Origin of the sequence: Eubacterium sp. ER2, from assembly GCF_000765215.1 — a bacterium.
Taxonomy (GTDB): domain Bacteria; phylum Bacillota; class Clostridia; order Lachnospirales; family Lachnospiraceae; genus Claveliimonas; species Claveliimonas intestinigallinarum.
On record NZ_JPJE01000006.1, the window covers coordinates 68,345 to 87,441 of the forward strand.

The following is a 19,097-nucleotide window of genomic DNA, read 5'->3' on the forward strand; positions in this document are numbered from 1 at the left end:
TGACAGGCATTATTTTTCTCATATTCTTATGTGGCATCTGTCATGTCAAAGAAGGGCCGGGAGTATCTCCGGCGTTCCTGTCAGAAATCTTAATGCTTATTTTCACAATCAGAGTAAGCAGAGAGGTTTCAAAGGAAGGAGAGAAATATTTCTGAATGTCTTCTGAGGCCTCCTGCGAAAATTAAAGGAGGAGGGCCTATGGAACAGAAGACAAGGCTGCAGTGGCACCCGGCGTTTGCAGCTGTTCTCAGGATTGAGCTGGAGAAGGAGCTTGACCGGCTGGAGATTGAAGATGAGGTCCAGCTGACGAAAAAACCGCTGCAGATGGATGTGTTGCTCATCAAAAAGGACGGGGAGAAGCCAATCGAAAAGAATATTGGCCGCATTTTCAGGAAGCACAATATCATTGAGTACAAGTCGCCGGGAGATAGCCTGAGTGTAAACGATTTCTATAAAGTATACGGCTATGCATGTATTTACCAGTCTGACACGGACAGGGTGATGGAGATCCGTCCGCAGGAGCTGACGCTGACATTTGTGTGCAGCCGTTTTCCGAGAAAGCTGCTGCAGCATTTGCGGGGCAATCTGCGCAGGGGCAGAGAGATTGAAGAGCTGATGGAGAGGTATGAGGAACACAGTCATTCCCGGTGGTATCAGTCGGCGATGGATCTGATCGTCCGGGCCAACTGGGAGAAAGTGAAGGAGGAGAAGGATATGTGCGAAGCGTTAAGAGAACTGTTTGCGGATGAGCTTCAGGAGTCGGAAGATGCTGGAGCGGAGAAGCAGATCATTTCCGTCGTGTGTAAGAAGCTGGAGAAAAACAGAGGGGTGTCTGAGATTTCTGAGGCCTTGGAGGAGCCGGAGGAAAAGATCCGCCTCATCTGTGAGGCCGCCGCGGACTATGCGCCGGATTATGACGTAGATAAAATATACAATAAGCTGAGAGAAGGAGAGAGCAGGAAATGAAGATACTGATCGCATCTGACATACACGGGAGCGCCTATTACTGCCGCTGCCTTTTGGAGAGATACCGGGAGGAGAAGCCGGATAAGCTGCTCCTTCTGGGGGATATCCTCTATCACGGCCCCAGGAACGACCTGCCCCGCGAGTACGCGCCCAAGGAAGTGCTGGCTATGCTCAACAAGGTGAAGGAGGAAATCCTGTGCGTCCGGGGGAACTGTGACACGGAGGTGGATCAGATGGTGCTGGAGTTCCCAATCCTGGCGGATTACTGCATTTTGTATACCGGAGACAGGATGATCTTCGCAACCCACGGGCATCAGCACAATACAGCCCATCCCCCTATGCTGAAAGAGGGAGACATTCTTCTGCACGGGCACACCCATGTGCCGGTGCTTGAGGAGTTTGATGGAAAATACTATATCAATCCCGGATCCGTGTCCATTCCAAAGGAGAACAGTGCCCACAGCTATATGATGCTGGAGGACGGCGTGTTCACCTGGAAGGATGTGGAGACGGGAGAGACATACAAGGAGGCAGCGCTGTAGGGCGCTGCCTCCTTTATGCCGGGCAGTTTTCCTCATGCCCGTGCGGCTCTTTTTTTCCCGTACCGCAGCGGTTCCGACACATGTCTTCGGAAGAAGGCAATGACAGGCCCCATGAAAAAGGCTGTGATCACAGTGCCAATCCCCACCGTGGCATGCAGGGAGAAGCCGATGACAACACAGATTACATCGGTGGTGATGCGAAGATACTGGAACTGGAACCGGGTGTGGGCGTCCAGGTACAGGGCGATGACATCGTAGGTGGACACGCCCAGATCTGCTGTGAAATACAGAGCGGCAGCCAGGCTGACGAGAAGGACACCCGCCACAAGAAAGACGCATTTCAGAGCGAGGCCGGGATGGGGGAAGAGAGTGTCCCAGACCCATCCGGAGAACTCGGCCACATAGCCCAGGAGAAAGAGGTTGATAAAGGTGCCCAGACCGATCTTTGCCCTGTCCATGAAGAACATGGCGGCCAGCAGGATCAGATTCAGAATCATATAAAAGGTGCCAAAGCCTATGGAGGTCAGATTCCACACACCGTGGGCAAAGACCTGGAAGGGATCCATGCCGAAATCAGAGAAGTTGAACATGCCCACGGCGATACCGTTCAGGGTGATCCCGCAGACAGTCATCAGGATACGTCTTGTCTTTTCGTTTTTCATCACTTTATCTCTCCTTTGCGATTGAACAGGCAGTACCGGAAATGCTTCTGTCAGGACTCGCCAACAGCCTGGTTTGAGGCAGCCTGTCCTGTAATCGGGCTGCCCCACTTGACATACCGGGTGTATACTATATAATTATAGTGCCGGAAACATCCAGCGTCTGTCAAATTCAGACCAATTTATATAATATTTGTACCAGAAATGATAAAGGAGGGGACATGCGTGAGCTATCTGCAGACACAGGACAGGATCCGGGTGGACCAGAGGATGTACGAGCTACAGAAGCACGGGACAAAGGAGTTCCCCTTCCAGGTATATTTTAATGATTTCCCGCACTTTCGGGATCATCTTGAGGACTGGCACTGCCATGCCGAGATGGAGTTTACCGTGGCGCTCAAGGGGGCCTTTGAGTGCGGACTGAATGAAAGGCGGTACAGGATCGAGGCGGGAGAAGGTATATTTGTGAATTCGGGCGTGCTGCATATGTACCGCGCCCTCGGCAAATACGAGGACAGTGAGAGCATATCCATTGTCTTTCTCCCCCAGTTTCTCTCAGGAGGGACGGAGAATCTGATCTTTCATAAATTCATTGAGCCGGTCATGGAGGATGCCGGGATGCGGGGAGAGCCTCTGCGCCGCGGAAGCGGCTGGCAGGAGGAGCTGCTCGTCTGTCTGCGCAGGCTGTACTGTCTGAGCAGAGAGGACGGCTGGCTGACAGAGATGCGCCTTAGGAACCAGCTCTCCCAGGCATGGGAGCTTTTTATCAGAAACTATGCCAGGGGGGACGAGGCGGCGGAAAAGCCTTCCAGGGAAATGATCTATGAGGAGAGGGCAAGGAGGATCCTGCAGTTCATCCAGGAGCACTACTGTGAGGACATCACAGTGGAGGATGTGGCGGAGCAGGTCCACATCAGCAGGACAGAGTGCTTCCGGTGCTTTCAGAAGATCACCGGGCAGAGCCCTAAGAGCTATCTGAACAGTTACCGGATCAGACAGGCTATGCGCCAGCTGGAGACAACGGATGACAGTATCACAGCGATCTGTTTTTCATGCGGGTTCAACAGCATGAGCTATTTTGTGAAGCGGTTCCGGGAGAGCGCCGGCATCTCGCCGGGAAAATACCGGGAACTGACAAGACGAAAGGGAAACACAGAGGAGCTGAACATGAATACGCAGCAAAAGAAAGGAGATCAGGAACATGCTTGAAGTAAAGAACCTGACTTTTAAAGTGAATGAAAACGGTGTGGAGCGAAGCATCGTGAAGGATATCAGCTTTACCGTGGAGAACGGGGAGATGCTGGTGATCACAGGGCCCAATGGGGGAGGGAAATCCACCCTGGCAAAGGTGCTGATGGGGATTGAGAAGGCGGATGCCGGACAGATCATCCTGGACGGGGAGGATATCTCCGGATATGATATCGACCACCGCGCAAAAGCGGGAATCGGCTTTGCCTTCCAGCAGCCCCCGCGATTTAAGGGGATGACAGTGGACCGCCTGCTGTCCTTGGCGGCAGGTGAACCGCTTCCGGAGCAGGTGGCCTGCCGGATGCTCAGTTCGGTGGGACTGTGCGCGAAGGAGTATTTAAAGAGGGAGATCGACGGGACGCTCTCAGGAGGAGAGATGAAGCGGATCGAGATCGCCACAGTGCTGGCCAAGAGCCATAAGCTGTGTATTTTCGATGAGCCCGAGGCGGGCATTGACCTGTGGAGCTTTTCCATGCTCATACAGCAGTTTGAAAGAATCCACGAGAAGAAGGATCAGATGCTGATCCTGATCTCCCACCAGGAGAGGATCATCCGCATGGCGGACAGGATCATGGTCATTGACGATGGACGGATCAAGAATATCGGCCCGAGGGAGGAAGTGCTCCCCACGCTCCTCAAGGAGGAGCCGTCCTGCACATGTATGGATCAGCAGGCGTAAGAAGCGGAAGAAAGCAAAAAGAGAGGAGAAGATGACAGATGCCAGCATTATTAGATAAGATCACAGAACAGGTGCTGCGGCAGATAGACAGCGGCTCCGGATTTAAGCAGGAGGGCGCTTTCAATCTCCGCCAGAACGGAATTTCCCTGTGCCACGGCAGCACGGAGCATATTAAGATAAAGAAAAAGGAAGACAAGCCTGGTATAGATGTATATATAGACGGGGACACAAAGGGCGAGCAGGTGCATATCCCGGTTGTGGTGAGCGCCTCCGGCATGGTGGATATTGTGTACAACGATTTCTATATCGCTGACGGCGCGGACGTCACGATCGTAGCCGGCTGCGGCATCCACAACAGCGGCTGCGATGAGAGTCGTCACGACGGTATCCATGCCTTCCACGTGGGGAAGGGGGCCAATGTCCGCTACGAGGAGAAGCACTACGGTGAGGGTGAGGGAACAGGAGCCCGGGTCCTGAATCCGGTGACAAAGATCTATATGGAAGAGGATTCCATGTTTACCCTGGATACGGCCCAGATCAAGGGCGTGGACTCCACCGTGAGAGAGACTGAGGTGACTATGGGAGCCGGAGCGAAGCTCTATGTGGTGGAGAAGCTGATGACCCACGACAATCAGAAGGCGGAGTCCAACATGGCCGTTTACATGAAGGGGGAGGACAGCTCCGCCCAGATTATCTCCCGGTCTGTGGCAAAGGGAAGCTCTACCCAGGTCTTCCATCCAAGGGCTGTGGGAGAGGCAAAATGCCACGCCCACATCCAGTGCGACTCTATTATCATGGATGAGGCGCAGGTGCGCTCCATCCCGGAGATCGACGCCCGCCATCTGGACGCGGCAATCATCCATGAGGCTGCCATCGGAAGGATCAACAACGAGCAGCTCATCAAGCTGCGCACCTTCGGAATGACTGAGGAAGAGGCAGAAGGCGTGATCGTGGAGGCGTTTTTGAATTAAGTTCATAAGAGCTGTTATATCAGGAACATAATCGTAGATTTAATAAAGGACAGGTAAATGAGGTGGAATTCCACTTTATTTACCTGTCCTTTGATTATCTTTGTGTATACATTTTTTCAGATCCCCGCAAACGTATTTCCGGAATCAAAGATGTACGGATTTTTTCGTGATTTGTTGAAGAGGAGATACGTTTTAAGATAGTTTCGGCGGCATATTCACCTATACTAAAGGTTCTTTTGACTATGGAGGTGATATTAAAATTCAGGCTCCAAAGCAGCTCTACATCACCAAACGCCACGATTGATATATCTTTTCCAATCTGTAGATCATGTGTCAAAAGATATTTTACAAGTCCCAGGGTAAAAATGGTATCAGCAGTAAAAATAGCTGTTGGAGGTGGGCTGAGTGAAAACAGGTCGGAAGCCATTTCATAGGCGGTATCAATTTTTGAAGGCCCAAATTTTACATAATTTGGATTGACGGGTTTTCCGCAATTTGTCAAAGCATCAATATATCCTTGATGACGCTGATGCATATAGAGAATTTCAGGTTTTCCGCACATGATAGCAATTCTCTCATGACCATTTCTGAGCAGAAGAGATGTGGCATCAAAGGCGCCTTCCTGTTCAGCCATGAAAATGTTGTCAAAACTGGAACACTTCATATCTCTTCCTACAACTACAACGGGAACAGATAAATCCTGCAGAGCAGAGATGGTTGCAGGCAGAAAGGCCCCTTTATTATTGACCGGAGAAATGATAATCCCGTCAATATTTTGGTGAGAGAGTTCTCTGATTAGCTCCAGTTCTTTTTTTTCGTCTTCGTTAGAAGAAAAGTACATGATGTTAAAATGCGCTTTTTCGAAAGGATCGTTCAGTCCGGTCAAGATCTCGGCGTAAAAGCTGTCTGTGATGTTAGGGAGTAGGACGGCTATGGTGTTATAGGTTTGTACCTTGACTGTTTGACCTTTCGGACGCTGATAATTTGTCTGAATGAGAATTTCTTCCACCAAATCTCTGGTTTCTTTTTTTACATATCCGTTCCCGTGTATTACACGGGAAACAGTAGCAACGGATACGCCTGCCATCTGAGCGATATCCCTGATAGTAGCTGCCATTTTTTACCTCGCTTGCATTTATACAAAGTAGTAGTGTTTATAGACCCTCTCCAAGGTCTGAATAATCTGTTTTATAATTGTTAATTTATTATATCATATCTCTCTTGCGAAAGCCAACGGTTGAAGTGTAACAAAGTGAATGAAATTACATGTAAAATTGTGTATTATTGCACATATAAAATGTAATTAAATTGTAAAAAATGCGAATTGAATAGAGAGAGATGTATTGATATAATTGCAAATATAAAGGATCCGGATAATATGTAGCATGTTACACAAACTAAATAAAAGAAAGAGGTAAATAGAGATGGCAGAATTTATGAAATATGATCCGTGGGCTAAGATTACAACAAGAAATGGATTTGCAGGCGATGAGATTATCTCAATGTTGCAAAAGTCGATCAGAAAAGCAAAAGAAGAGAATGCAATCAGAGCGGCTTATGAGATGTATATTACAAGTCCTCAAATGGAAGAAAAGCTGTGGAGACGTCTGCTGGCCATTAGTGTAGAGGATATTGGATTCGGAGATCCAAATGCCTGCGTCTATGTATGGACGTTAAATCAGATCCGCAAAGAATTTCTCTATGCAGACGGGGACAGGTCTCTGTTTTTTATTCAGGCTATCAGGTATCTTTGCAGATGTAAAAAAGAACGTTCCTCGGATCATATCAAATGCAGGATTATGGCGGAGTTTGAACACGGGAAAACACTGGAAATACCTGATTATGCGTATGATATGCATACCCAGAAAGGGAAAGCAATGGGCCGTGATGTGATTCATTTCCTTGAAGATGCCAGCTGTGTTACACCAGAGCTTGAGGATGAGGAGTTTAAAAAGATAAAGGCAGACTATATCAAATTTTGTAAGGAAGATAAAGACAGGATGGAGGGTAGGCCGGAAACAGAGCCTTTTGAATACAATGGATGGCAGTATTGATAGCTGATTGAGAAAGAGGTGATACTATGGAAAAAACTGTGAGTAATGGGATAAGGATGCACGCTTTTTATGTGTTTATGCTTATTTTTATGATTGCATTGGCAGTTACGACTACATTTATTGGCAATCTGACGCCCAATATTATTGAGCATTATGGCCTTAATTATTCACAGGCGGGAAATATAAATCTGTTTTTTCAGATTGGCGGCTTCGCATCTCTTTTACTTGGTGCCTTTTTTTCTGATAAGACGAAAAAAAGCAATATTATTATAGCTGCGGCCATTGTGATGAGTGCAGGGCTTTGCCTTATTGGTCTGGTACCGCCGTATATTTTTCTCCTGATCATTTTATTTGCTCTAGGCATGTCAACACAGATATTGAATATCCTTACATCAGGGTATACATGTGATATTGTATGTGCAGAAAAACAGAGCGGTTATGTAACATTTTTGCTGTCCTTTTACAGCATAGGATCCACAGTTGCTTCACAGCTCTCGATACGGCTTGAAGATTTTGTGTGGACGTCCCGATTTCTTATCATAGGGATTGCCAGCGGTGTATTATCATTATTGTTTCTGGCGTCAAAGCTTATTTTAAAAGAACCTGATAATATCGGAATTGAGGAGGCGGCATCTGTAGAAAGGGCGGAGAAAAATCCATATTCGCTGGCCCATCTTGGAAAAATGCTTCACAATTACAGATATTTTCTAATTCTGATCATGGCATTTTTATATACGGGACACCAGACAACCATTACAATGTGGTTCCCTACCTATCTGACAGAGGATCTGAAATTTTCAGCTGCTTTCATGGGCAGTGTGATTTCGCTATACTGGACCGGAGTGCTGATCGGGCGCATATTATATACTTTTGTTTTTAAAAAGATAAAGGCGGCAGTGTTTATAATGGTCACATCTATCCTCGGAAGCGTGCTGCTTGCTGTGGCCATTCTGGGCGGAACGCAGATCCTATGGCAGATAGGAGTGGCTGGCCTTGGAATTCTGACGGGAGCCTTGTTTCCCCTGTTTATTATGTTGGGATGCTCTCTTTTCCCGCAGAATTCCGGAAGTGCAAGCTCCTTTGTGGGTGTAGCTTTTGCACTGGGTTCTGCACTGTTCCCCTATATGCTTGGCTTTGTGGCAGAGTATGTGGAACTGAGAATTGCTATATATATTTCAGTATTAGCGTTGTTGGTTATCGGTATTTTGATTCCAGCAGGAAGATTTAACAGTGATAAATAATAGCAGAGCAAGGTGCGGTATAGGAAAAGGTATGTCGCACCTTGGTTTCTGTATAGATTATCAGATATTGTGGAAGAGAGGAAGAAAATGAAGAAGCAGTTAGATAAAATTTTTCATCTGAGCGACAATAATACAAATATAAGGACAGAACTTGTTGCGGGAATCACTACATTTATGACTATGTCATACATTCTTGCGGTTAATCCATCGCTTCTTTCGGAGACGGGGATGGATAAAGGAGCTGTTTTTACGGCGACTGCTCTGGCTGCATTTGTCGGAACGTGGGCTATGGCATTGCTGTCAAATTACCCGGTTGCCCTTGCTCCTGGTATGGGACTGAATGCCTATTTTGTGTATACTGTTGTACAAAGCATGGGATATACATGGCAGATGGCATTGGCGGCAGTTTTTATAGAAGGAATCATATTTATTATATTGTCCTTGTCTCATGTCAGAGAGGCTTTGTTTAATGCAATTCCTCAGAATCTCAAAAATGCGGTTTCTGTAGGCGTAGGAATTTACATTGCGTTTATAGGGCTGCAAAATGCAAAGATTGTTGTGGATAGCACGACTCTTGTTAAAATATACTCTTTTAAAAATTCTATTGATGAGGGAATGTTTAACCGTGAAGGAATTACAGTTGTACTGGGGCTGATAGGGATTCTGATTACATCTGTTTTAGTGATAAAAAAGGTGAAAGGAAATATTCTGTGGGGAATTTTGATCACTTGGGGATTGGGGATTATCTGTCAGCTGACGGGGGTATATACACCAGGTGAAGGCGCTCCCAGCCTGCTGCCGGATTTTTCAGGTGGTATCTCTGTACCGAGTCTTGCGCCTACTTTTATGAAATTTGATTTTTCGCAGGTTTTCTCTTTGGAATTTTTAGTTGTTATGGCCGCGTTTCTTTTTGTGGACATGTTTGATACATTGGGAGCACTGATCGGAATAGCTGGGAGGGCCGATTTGTTGGACAAAGATGGAAAGCTGCCTCATATAAAAGGTGCGCTGACTGCTGATGCAATTGCTACAACAGTCGGAGCCGTATTTGGTACATCCACTACAACCACCTATATAGAAAGTGCCTCAGGAGTAGAAGAAGGAGGGCGTACGGGCCTGACGGCGATCATAACGGGCCTGCTTTTTTTGGCGGCACTTTTCTTGTCTCCTGTTTTTCTGGCTATCCCGTCATTTGCGACGGCACCGGCACTGGTTGTTGTTGGTTTTCTGATGATGACATCTATTACCAAGCTGGATTTTGAGGATATGACGGAGACAATTCCCTGTTTTATTGCTATAATCGCTATGCCTTTTATGTACAGTATCTCAGAGGGTATTGCAATGGGTATTATTTCATATGTTATAATTAATGTCGTATGTGGTAACGCCAAAAAGAAAAGAATAACACTGCTGATGTATATTCTCATGGCGATCCTGCTGATAAAATATATATTGATTTAATTTGTACAATGGAAAGGACAAGTTATGAAAAAATATGACGTGATCATTATCGGGGCAGGCCCGTCCGGGATCTTCTGCGCCTGCCGCCTGAAAGAGCTGGATCCGGACATAGAGATACTGATGATCGAGAAAGGGCGGTCCATAGAGGACCGCTCCTGCCCCAAGCGGGTGACAAAGGAATGTGTGGGATGCCGTCCCTGCTCCATCACCACCGGCTTTGCCGGGGCGGGGGCCTTCTCCGATGGAAAGCTGTCCCTCTCCCCGGATGTGGGAGGCACCCTGCCGGAAATACTGGGGTATGACAGGACACAGGAGCTGATCCGCAGGGCAGATGAGATCTATCTGAAATTCGGCGCGGACAAAAAGGTCTATGGTATCGATGACCCGGATGCCATTGACACCATACGGACAAAGGCCATCCGCGCCAATCTGAAGCTCATCGAATGTCCCATCCGCCATCTGGGGACAGAGGAAGGCTACAAGATTTACGCAAGGCTCCAGCAGCATCTGCTGGACGCGGGTGTGGAGATTTTATTCCGCACTATGGTCCGGGATATCCTGGTGGAGGACGGCCGGGCCGTGGGCGTTGTGACGGAGGACGGACAGGAGTACCGCGCCGGGGCTATCGCGGCCGGCGTGGGAAGAGAGGGCTCCGAATGGTTTGCAAGGCTGTGTGAAAACCACCAGATCCAGACAAAGAGCGGCACAGTGGACGTGGGTGTCCGGGTGGAGGTCCGGGACGAGGTCATGAAGGAGCTGAACGAGAAGCTCTACGAGGCCAAGCTTGTCTACTATACCCCCACATTTGACGACAAGGTGCGGGTGTTCTGCACCAACCCCTCAGGGGAGGTGGCCACAGAGTACTACGACGGCGGACTGGCTGTGGTAAACGGACACGCCTACAAGTCCCGGGACATGAAGACGCGGAACACCAATTTTGCCCTCCTCGTGTCCAAGAATTTTACCGAGCCCTTCAAGTCCCCCATTGAATATGGAAAACACATTGCCCAGCTTGGAAATATGCTGAGCGGTGGAAAGATCCTTGTGCAGAGGTACGGGGATCTGAAGAGGGGACGGCGGACAACCGAGGAGCGGCTTGTGCGAAGCAATGTAGTGCCAACCCTGAAGGATGCAGTGCCCGGGGATCTCTCCCTTGTGCTGCCTCACCGGATCATGACAGCCATCCAGGAGATGATAGAGGCTCTGGATAAGGTGACGCCCGGCATTGCCAGCGATGAGACCCTGCTCTACGGCGTGGAGGTGAAGTTTTACTCCAACAAGGTGGTGACGGACAGACAGTTCCGCACCTCCCTTCCAGGGCTCTACGCCATGGGGGACGGCGCATCCATCACAAGAGGGCTGATGCAGGCCTCTGCCAACGGGCTGTGTGTGGCGGAATGTATCGACGCAGAGCGAAAAGAGAATACGCAGGCATAGCTCCTGCATGACAACGCCCGGCTCTTGTATTTTTACAGGCCGGGCGTTATACTGTAACTAATTTTCCGGTACAACCGGGAAAAAAGAAAGAGGAGGGAGAACGGCATGAACGGGGAAGAGAGACGGGAGAGAGGCGGTATGTCCATGGCGGAGCAGGCGGCGCTGCTGCTGGACAGACTGCAAAGGAGAAGGCCCCTTGTCCACTGCATCACCAACTATGTGACCGCCAACGACTGCGCCAACATCCTCCTGGCCATAGGGGCCTCCCCCATCATGGCGGACGACCCGGAGGAGACGGAGGAGATCGCGGCTGCGGCCTCCGCCCTTGTCCTCAACATGGGAACCCCCTCCAGGCGGAAGCTGGAGGCCATGATCCGTGCCGGCAGGAGGGCCAATGAAAAAGGAATTCCCGTGATCCTGGACCCGGTGGGGGCAGGCGCCTCCCGGCTTAGAAGAGAGATGGCAGAAAGCCTCATCCGGGAGGTCAGAGTGGACATCCTGCGTGGCAATGTGTCGGAAGTCTCCTTTGCGGCGGGCCTTGCCTCCCGTGAAAAGGGGGTGGACGTATCCGAGGCGGACCGGGGGATCGACCGGACAGAGGCGGCCCTGGCGGCGGCCAGGCGACTTGGCTGCACTGTGGCAGTGACCGGCGAGGTGGACGTGGTGACTGACGGAAGACGGACGGCCAGGATCCGGGGCGGCAGCTCCATGATGGCCAGGGTGACCGGGACCGGCTGTATGACCAGCGCCCTGGCAGGGGCCTTTGCCGGAGCAGAAAGAGGAGATGCCTTCCCCGCTGCTGTGGCTGCTCTGGCATCCATGGGGATCGCCGGGGAGACGGCCTTTGAGAAGGCAGGACATTTAGGATGCGGCAGCTTTCATATAGCCCTCCTGGATGCCGTGGGAGGCCTGAACGAAAAAAGTATAAGGGAGAGAGCAGAAATTGAAGAAGGATAAGATTGATTATACATTATATCTGTGCACGGACCGGGGACTTATGAGCACAGACACTTTGGAAGAAGCGGTAGAGCAGGCAGTCAGAGGAGGCTGCACCGTGGTGCAGCTCCGGGAGAAGGACTGCACGTCCCTGGAGTTTTATGAGACCGCGAAAAAGGTCAAGAAGATCACGGACAGATACCAGGTACCTCTCATCATCAACGACCGGGTGGACATTGCCCTGGCTGTGGATGCGGACGGCGTCCACGTGGGACAGGACGATCTTCCGGCAAAGGAGGTCAGGAGGATCCTGGGACCGGACAAAGTAGTCGGCGTATCTGCCGGGTGTGTGGAGGAGGCCGTGAAGGCGGCCGCAGACGGGGCGGACTACCTGGGAGTGGGAGCCATGTACGCTACCAGTACAAAGGAGGACGCGGATGTCACCTCCAGGGAGGAGCTTCTTCGGATCCGGGCGGCTGTGGATATTCCTATCGTGGTGATCGGCGGCATCAACCAGCATACCTATCAGAACTTTAAGGGCATTGGCATTGACGGCCTGGCCGTGGTGTCGGCAGTGATCGCGGCGGAGGATATTGAAAAGGCGGCCAGGGAGCTGTCAGAAGGCTTTCGCAGTTGAAACGAGAATGGCAGGAGAGGAACCAGGGAATGATAAAGTACAACGGAAAAATGTGGGAGGGCGCAGTGTTTGACCTGGACGGGACGATCCTGGACTCCATGTGGATCTGGGAGAGCGTAGACGGCAGGTTCCTTGCAAATCACGGCCTTCCCGTTGAGGAGAGCTACCTGAAGGCCCTGACCAATATGAATTTTCCCCAGGCGGCAGCCTACACAAAGGAGCGGTACGCCATGGCGGAGAGCGAGGCGGCCATCATGGAGGAGTGGTATGCCCTGGCCAGGGGGATGTACGAGAAGGAGATCGGCCTGAAGCCCCACGCGGCGGAATACCTGGAGTACCTGCATCGGGCAGGTGTGAAGATCGCCGCGGCCACATCCTCGGAGCCGGTGCTCTTTGAGGCGGCTCTCAAAAACAACGGAGTCTACGACTATTTCCACACCTTTGCCCTCTCGTCGGAGACGCCCCACGGGAAGGACACGCCGGAGGTATACTGCCTGGCGGCCAAAAGGCTGGGGACAGAGCCCCAGAGGAGCATTGTGTTCGAGGATATTTTAAAGGGGATATGCAACGCCAGACAGGCCGGATTTTACACCGTGGCCGTGGAGGATAAGTCCGCCGCGGAGGAGATGGAGCAGATCCGGGCGGAGGCGGATGTGTACATTACAGACTACAGACAGATGAAGGAGATTGAAAAATGAAGTGTGTGCTGACTATAGCCGGGAGCGACTGCAGCGGAGGCGCAGGCATCCAGGCGGACATTAAGACCATGGAGGCAAACGGGGTGTATGCTATGAGCGCGGTGACGGCCCTGACGGCCCAGAATACCACCGGCGTGTACGGAATTATGGAGTCCACGCCGGAGTTTCTTGAGAGCCAGCTTAACTGTGTCTTTTCAGATATTTTTCCGGACGCGGTGAAGATCGGCATGGTCTCCTCCGTACCCCTCATCCAGGTGATCGGGGACAGCCTTACAAAGTGGAAGGCTTCCAATATCGTGGTGGACCCGGTGATGGTATCCACAAGCGGCAGCAGGCTCCTCAAGGAGGATGCCCAGGCGGCGCTTATGGAGAGACTTTTGCCGCTGGCGTCAGTGATCACCCCCAACATCCCGGAGGCGGAGGTGCTGACAGGAATGTCCATCGTCAGTGAAGAGCAGATGGAGGAGGCGGCCTGCCGGCTGGGAGAGCTGTACCCGGGGGCGGTGCTGATCAAGGGGGGACACCAGGTCAGCGACGCCAACGACCTGCTGTATGATCAGGGAAAGCTGGTCTGGCTGCGGGGAGAGCGCATCGACAACTCCAACACCCACGGCACCGGATGCACCCTGTCCTCGGCCATTGCCAGCAATCTGGCCAAGGGCTTTTCCATGGAGGAGAGCATCCGCAGGGCAAAGGCCTATATCTCCGGAGCTCTTCGGGCAGGCCTTGACCTTGGCAAGGGGAGCGGTCCCATGAACCACGGCTATGGGATCCCGGAGATCGAGCTGTAGACAGAGAAGAAAATTTTCCTCCAGAGTATATAAAGGCGTATTCTGGCCCATACTATCTGTATCGGGGACCTTCGCCGGCCCGGCATGCCGGAGCCGGCAGGACAGGTGCCGGGGACAGTGCGGCAAGCAAATATGATAAAAAGGAGTCGTGGATGTATGGGTGAGCAGACAAGAAAGCTTTTGGAGGAGTGCAGCAAGGGGTGTAAGATGGCCATAGGCAGCATAGATCAGATCCAGGAGCACGTAAAGGACAGGAAGCTGAAGGAGCTGATCAGTGGCTACAGAAAGAAGCACAGAGATCTGGAGGAGGAGAGCGGAGCCCTTCTGGCAAAAGAAGGAGAGGGGGCGCCGCCGGCAGGGCTGGCCGCATCGGCCATGTCCTGGATCACTACCAACGTGAAGCTGATGATGGACGAGAGCAGCAGCAGGATCGCGGGGCTCCTCATGGACGGCTGCAACATGGGCGTCCAGGGGATCACAGAGGCAGCCAACAGGTATAAGGAGGCCTCCCGGGAGAGCCGATCCGTGGCGGAAAAGCTGGTGAAGCTGGAGGAGCAGTTCGCAAAGGATTTGAAAGTGTATTTATAAAGGTAAGGCGCTGATTTCAGATATGGAACCAGCGTTTTTTTAATATACTGAAATATTTCCAAAATCCTTTGCTTTTTTTGCGCAAAAGGTGTACCATTAGGGTAAATTGGCATTTCGTACAAAAAGGAGGCTTGTTATGGACTCTGTTATCAACAAATTGACTGAAATTGAAGAGGCCGCTTCTGCCATTGTCTCCCATGCGGAGGAGCAGAAGGCGGCTCTGGACAAGGAGTACGAAGAGAAGAGGAAGGCCTTTGACGAGGAACTGGAGGAGAAGACACAGCGAAAGCTGCAGGCGATCCGGGATGAGCTGGAGGGGGAAAAGAAGCGGCTCCTTCACGGACAGTCGGCGGGAAGCCAGAACTCTATCCAGCTCCTGCGGCAGGAGTATGAGGCAAACCATACAAGGTATGCCAGGGAGATCCTGGAGCGGATCACAGAGGTGTAGCCTATGGGAAATTTACTTGCTTACAGCGGCATTGCCACAAAGGTGAGGGCTATGGAGGCGAAGCTTCTGGGACCGGGGAATTTTGAGGAGATTGCAGCCATGAAGAGCGTGCCGGAGGTGGTCTCCTGGCTGATCCGGAATTCCACCTACAAGGAGGTGCTGGAGAGCCTGGATCCGGAGCTGATCCACAGGGGAAATATTGAGAAGCTCCTGCAGCTCTCCCTCTATCACGACTACACGAAGATTTACCGGTTCTGCAGCCTGGAGCAGAGGAAGTTCCTGCGGCTGTATCTGAAACGGTATGAGGTGGAGCTGATCAACTACTGCCTCCGCATTGTCATCAACCACTACCAGGAGCCCTTTGACCTGAACTACAAGAAGGAATTTTTTGACAGGTATTCCCGGATTTCCATCGAAAGGCTGATCCGGTCCAGGACCACGGATGAGCTCATCGAGAACCTGCGTGACACGGAGTACTATGAGACTTTGAAAAAAATGCGGGACGGGCGGGCGGTGACTCTTTTTGACTATGACCTGGCTTTGAACCTGTACTATTTTACGACTATGTGGAAGGGCAGGAAAAAAGTGCTGAAAAAGAAAGAGCTGGAGATTTTCACCAGGGACTGCGGCTCCAAGATCAACCTTCTGAACATTCAGTGGATCTACCGGGCCAAGAAGTATTTCAGCCTGGCGCCGGCAGACATCTACGCGCTGCTCATACCCATCCACTACAAGCTGCGGACAGAGCTGGTGCAGGAGATGGTGGAGGCCGAGACGATGGAGGATTTTGACAGGGCCGTTGCAAAGACAGCCTACGCCCGGCACAGTCATTTTTCAGATGAATATACAATAGAAAAAATGTATGGGGACTGCCTGTATCATCTCTATCTGACGGACCGCAGGAACAATCCGTATTCCATTGCCTGCATCAACACCTATCTCTTTTTGAAGGAGCAGGAGCTGGAGAAGCTGACAACAGCTATGGAGTGCGTCCGCTACGGCGTTTCGCCAGATGAGACACTACAGTATGTGGGAGGTCGCAAATTATGATCGTGAAAATGAAATTTATCAATATATCAGGGCCCAGAGACGACATTGACCGGGTGATGGACCTGTATCTGTCCAGGTACGAGATCCAGCTCGAGTCAGCCCTCTCGGAGCTGAAGACCGTGGAGAACCTGCGGCCCTTTGTGGAGATCAACCCCTACAGGGACGCCCTTCTGAAGGCCCAGCAGTATGTGGGGTATTTGAGCGAGCCGGAGAAGATCACGCCGGATACATCCATGGGGCTGGATGACATATTTGAGCTGATCCGGGCGACCAACGAGGAGTACCTCACCTTCCAGTCCCGAAAGGATGTGCTGAAGAGGAAGCAGGAGGAGCTGCAGGCAAAGCAGAAGGTCATCGAGCCCTTCCGGCCCATGGACGGGGACCTGGGGAAAATCCTTTCCTTTAAGTACATTACCTGCCGGTTCGGAAAGCTGCCGGCGGAGCAGTATCAGAAGATGGAAAAATATCTCATGAACGACCTGGGAGCCATCTTTGTGAAGGGGCAGCAGGACGAGAGCAGCGTATACGGCGCCTATTTTGTCTCTCCGGGGGAGGCCCAGAAGGTGGACGCCGTATTCCGGTCCCTCCACTTTGAGCGAATTGAGATCCCGCCCCAGTACAAGGGGACGCCGGAGCAGGCCTGCCGGGATCTGACACAGCAGATATTTGACATCCAGAAGGAGATGGACGACATAGACAAGGAGGCTGCGAAGATGCTGGGCGAGAAGGCCCCCCGGCTGGTGGCGGCCCGGAACCGGCTGGAGGAGCTGGCGCACAACTTTGACGTGCGAAAGATGGCCGCCAGGGTGGCGGACAAGAAGGAGGACTACTACATCCTCTGCGGCTGGATGGCGGACGACGACGTGGAGAAATTCATGGAGGAGTCCAAGGACGACGACAAGATCTTCATCGTGGTGGAGGACGACCATGACAGCTACTTCGGGGAGCCCCCCACCAAGCTGGAGAACCCGAAGATCTTCAAGCCCTTTGAGATGTTTGTGCGGATGTACGGCCTTCCGGCTCACGGGGAGATCGACCCCACCGTGTTCGTGGGGATCACCTACTCCTTTATCTTTGGCGTCATGTTCGGAGATGTGGGGCAGGGGCTTCTCCTGGTCATAGTGGGAGCGCTGATCTACCATTTCAAAAAGGCACCCCTGGCGGGTATCATCGCCACGGCGGGAGTCTTCTCCACGATCTTTGGATTTATGTTCGGGAGTATTTTTGGATTTGAGGACATCATAAAGCCGCTGTGGCTGCGGCCCATTGACCACATGACCACCCTTCCCTTTGTGGGCAAGCTGAACACGGTGTTCATCGTGTCTGTGGCCTTTGGAATGGGGATCATTATCATAGCCATGATCCTGCATATCGTCAACGGCCTGAGGGAGCACGATACCCAGGGAACCTGGTTTGACGCCAACGGGGTGGCGGGACTTGTGTTCTACGCCTCGGTGGTGGCGGTGATCGTCCTTTTCATGACCGGCCACAGCACGCCGGCGGGGATAGTGCTGGCAGTCATGTTCGGGCTGCCGCTGCTCCTCATCCTCTTTGGAAAGCCCATCACAGACAGGCTGAAAAAGAGGAAGGCAAAGCAGGAAGAGGGGGCGGTGATGTTCCTTGTACAGGGATTTTTCGAGCTCTTCGAGACGCTGCTGAGCTACTTTTCCAACACCCTCTCCTTTGTCCGTATCGGAGCCTTTGCCGTCAGCCACGCCGCCATGATGGAGGTGGTGCTGATGCTGGCAGGAGCGGAGGAGGGAAGTCCCAACTGGGTCGTCATTGTCCTGGGCAACCTGTTTGTGTGCCTGATGGAAGGCCTGGTAGTCGGCATCCAGGTTCTCCGTCTGGAGTACTACGAAATGTTCAGCCGCTTCTACAAGGGAAGCGGACGGGCGTTTGATCCATATACGAAAAAGAACAAAAATAAAGGAGGAGCTTAATTATGACTCTTGCATCCAGACTCATTCTCATCGCAGCACTGATCTTAAGTATCATCATCCCCTTCGGGTACTACCTGCTGGGGGAGAAGAAGAAGGGGCGCTACAAGGCCGCCCTCGCGACAAACATATTTTTCTTCTTCGGCGCCTGCATCATCGGCAGCATCATGATGTTCCATGGGGCTGACGTGCAGGCTGCGGACGCGGCCGCCCAGGCGGCGTCCAATGCCACAGGACTTGGCTATATCGCCGCCGCTCTGGTAACCGGTTTATCCTGTATCGGAGGCGGTATCGCCGTGGCCAGCGCTGCCAGCGCGGCTCTGGGGGCCATCAGCGAGGACTCCAGCGTGCTGGGCAAGTCGCTGATCTTCGTGGGACTTGCGGAAGGTGTCTGCCTCTACGGGCTTATCATCTCCTTCATGATCCTGGGACAGCTGTAGGATGAAAATGTATCTCATCAGTGATAATGTAGACACTTATACGGGTATGCGCCTGGCAGGGGTGGACGGCGTGGTCGTCCACGAGAGGGAGGAGCTTTACGGAGCGCTCCAGGATGTCCTGCAGGACAAGACAGTGGGCATTGTGCTTCTCACAGAGAAGCTGGGCCGGGAGTTCCCGGACATGATCGACAAGTTCCGGCTGGAGCGGAAGATGCCCCTTCTTGTGGAGATACCCGACAGGCACGGAACCGGCCGCAGCAAGGACTTTATCACATCATATATCACGGAAGCGATCGGGCTGAAACTATAAA

General features: G+C 51.8%; 21 protein-coding genes. 19 read left to right on the forward strand and 2 right to left on the reverse strand.

Annotation, left to right across the window (positions count from 1 at the left end; genetic code table 11):
• The first annotated feature begins 198 nt into the window (after positions 1–198).
• Together NI21_RS0102725 and yfcE are read left to right on the forward strand one after the other, a co-directional pair.
• Positions 199–966 (forward strand): hypothetical protein, encoded by a 768-nt coding sequence (locus tag NI21_RS0102725; protein WP_033124707.1) that lies wholly within the window; start codon positions 199–201, stop codon positions 964–966.
• Positions 963–1,508, forward strand: coding sequence for a phosphodiesterase (gene yfcE / locus NI21_RS0102730; RefSeq protein WP_033124708.1), 546 nt, complete (start codon positions 963–965; stop codon positions 1,506–1,508). Before NI21_RS0102725 ends, yfcE begins: the two co-directional genes overlap by 4 nt.
• Positions 1,509–1,540: 32 nt before the next feature.
• Here yfcE and NI21_RS0102735 read toward each other — a convergent pair whose 3' ends face one another.
• Positions 1,541–2,170, reverse strand: a complete 630-nt coding sequence (locus NI21_RS0102735; protein ID WP_052083828.1) for a YitT family protein — start codon at positions 2,168–2,170, stop codon at positions 1,541–1,543.
• Between the two features lie 222 nt (positions 2,171–2,392).
• Between NI21_RS0102735 and NI21_RS0102740 the strand changes: the two genes are divergently transcribed.
• The 3 genes from NI21_RS0102740 to NI21_RS0102750 are packed head-to-tail and all read left to right on the forward strand — an operon-like array spanning position 2,393 to position 5,065.
• Entirely contained in the window at positions 2,393–3,376 is a 984-nt protein-coding gene (locus NI21_RS0102740; RefSeq protein ID WP_033124710.1) for an AraC family transcriptional regulator, read from the forward strand.
• Positions 3,369–4,094: an ABC transporter ATP-binding protein gene (locus tag NI21_RS0102745; RefSeq protein WP_033124711.1), complete on the forward strand. Its 726-nt coding sequence runs from the start codon at positions 3,369–3,371 to the stop codon at positions 4,092–4,094. Before NI21_RS0102740 ends, NI21_RS0102745 begins: the two co-directional genes overlap by 8 nt.
• Positions 4,095–4,132: 38 nt before the next feature.
• Positions 4,133–5,065: a SufD family Fe-S cluster assembly protein gene (locus NI21_RS0102750; RefSeq protein ID WP_033124712.1), complete on the forward strand. Its 933-nt coding sequence runs from the start codon at positions 4,133–4,135 to the stop codon at positions 5,063–5,065.
• Between the two features lie 94 nt (positions 5,066–5,159).
• Here NI21_RS0102750 and NI21_RS0102755 read toward each other — a convergent pair whose 3' ends face one another.
• The gene (locus NI21_RS0102755) at positions 5,160–6,182 is read right to left on the reverse strand and encodes a LacI family DNA-binding transcriptional regulator (protein ID WP_033124713.1); all 1,023 of its coding nucleotides are present in this window, start codon (positions 6,180–6,182) and stop codon (positions 5,160–5,162) included.
• A 307-nt stretch (positions 6,183–6,489) separates the two neighbouring features.
• Between NI21_RS0102755 and NI21_RS0102760 the strand changes: the two genes are divergently transcribed.
• The 14 genes from NI21_RS0102760 to NI21_RS0102825 all read left to right on the forward strand — a co-directional run bounded on the left by NI21_RS0102760 (position 6,490) and on the right by NI21_RS0102825 (position 19,096).
• On the forward strand, positions 6,490–7,119 hold the full coding sequence (locus NI21_RS0102760; protein WP_033124714.1) for a hypothetical protein: 630 nt from the start codon (positions 6,490–6,492) through the stop codon (positions 7,117–7,119).
• 26 nt (positions 7,120–7,145) lie between these two features.
• A complete protein-coding gene (locus tag NI21_RS0102765; protein ID WP_033124715.1) occupies positions 7,146–8,360 on the forward strand; it encodes a sugar MFS transporter in 1,215 nt (404 codons plus the stop codon).
• Between the two features lie 87 nt (positions 8,361–8,447).
• Positions 8,448–9,821 (forward strand): NCS2 family permease, encoded by a 1,374-nt coding sequence (locus NI21_RS0102770; RefSeq protein ID WP_033124716.1) that lies wholly within the window; start codon positions 8,448–8,450, stop codon positions 9,819–9,821.
• Positions 9,822–9,845: 24 nt separating this feature from the next.
• Positions 9,846–11,258 carry an NAD(P)/FAD-dependent oxidoreductase gene (locus NI21_RS0102775; RefSeq protein ID WP_033124717.1) on the forward strand — a complete coding sequence of 471 codons (1,413 nt, stop codon included), beginning with the start codon at positions 9,846–9,848 and terminating at the stop codon, positions 11,256–11,258.
• 138 nt (positions 11,259–11,396) lie between these two features.
• Positions 11,397–12,215, forward strand: coding sequence for a hydroxyethylthiazole kinase (gene thiM, locus NI21_RS0102780; RefSeq protein WP_033124809.1), 819 nt, complete (start codon positions 11,397–11,399; stop codon positions 12,213–12,215).
• Positions 12,202–12,831 (forward strand): thiamine phosphate synthase, encoded by a 630-nt coding sequence (gene thiE, locus NI21_RS0102785; RefSeq protein WP_033124718.1) that lies wholly within the window; start codon positions 12,202–12,204, stop codon positions 12,829–12,831. Before thiM ends, thiE begins: the two co-directional genes overlap by 14 nt.
• Complete coding sequence (locus tag NI21_RS0102790; RefSeq protein WP_138302795.1) at positions 12,828–13,529, forward strand: HAD family phosphatase; 702 nt, start codon at positions 12,828–12,830, stop codon at positions 13,527–13,529. Before thiE ends, NI21_RS0102790 begins: the two co-directional genes overlap by 4 nt.
• Positions 13,526–14,320, forward strand: a complete 795-nt coding sequence (gene thiD / locus NI21_RS0102795; RefSeq protein ID WP_033124720.1) for a bifunctional hydroxymethylpyrimidine kinase/phosphomethylpyrimidine kinase — start codon at positions 13,526–13,528, stop codon at positions 14,318–14,320. Before NI21_RS0102790 ends, thiD begins: the two co-directional genes overlap by 4 nt.
• A 156-nt stretch (positions 14,321–14,476) precedes the next feature.
• On the forward strand, positions 14,477–14,908 hold the full coding sequence (locus tag NI21_RS0102800; protein ID WP_033124721.1) for a hypothetical protein: 432 nt from the start codon (positions 14,477–14,479) through the stop codon (positions 14,906–14,908).
• A 136-nt stretch (positions 14,909–15,044) separates the two neighbouring features.
• Entirely contained in the window at positions 15,045–15,356 is a 312-nt protein-coding gene (locus NI21_RS0102805) for a hypothetical protein (protein WP_033124722.1), read from the forward strand.
• 3 nt (positions 15,357–15,359) lie between these two features.
• On the forward strand, positions 15,360–16,406 hold the full coding sequence (locus NI21_RS0102810; RefSeq protein ID WP_033124723.1) for a V-type ATPase subunit: 1,047 nt from the start codon (positions 15,360–15,362) through the stop codon (positions 16,404–16,406).
• Positions 16,403–18,349: a V-type ATP synthase subunit I gene (locus NI21_RS0102815; protein WP_033124724.1), complete on the forward strand. Its 1,947-nt coding sequence runs from the start codon at positions 16,403–16,405 to the stop codon at positions 18,347–18,349. The genes NI21_RS0102810 and NI21_RS0102815 overlap by 4 nt, the downstream gene beginning before the upstream one ends.
• 2 nt (positions 18,350–18,351) lie before the next feature.
• Positions 18,352–18,786 (forward strand): ATP synthase subunit C, encoded by a 435-nt coding sequence (locus NI21_RS0102820; protein ID WP_033124725.1) that lies wholly within the window; start codon positions 18,352–18,354, stop codon positions 18,784–18,786.
• A 1-nt stretch (position 18,787) separates the two neighbouring features.
• Positions 18,788–19,096: a V-type ATP synthase subunit F gene (locus tag NI21_RS0102825; protein WP_033124726.1), complete on the forward strand. Its 309-nt coding sequence runs from the start codon at positions 18,788–18,790 to the stop codon at positions 19,094–19,096.
• The last annotated feature ends 1 nt before the right edge of the window (position 19,097 follow it).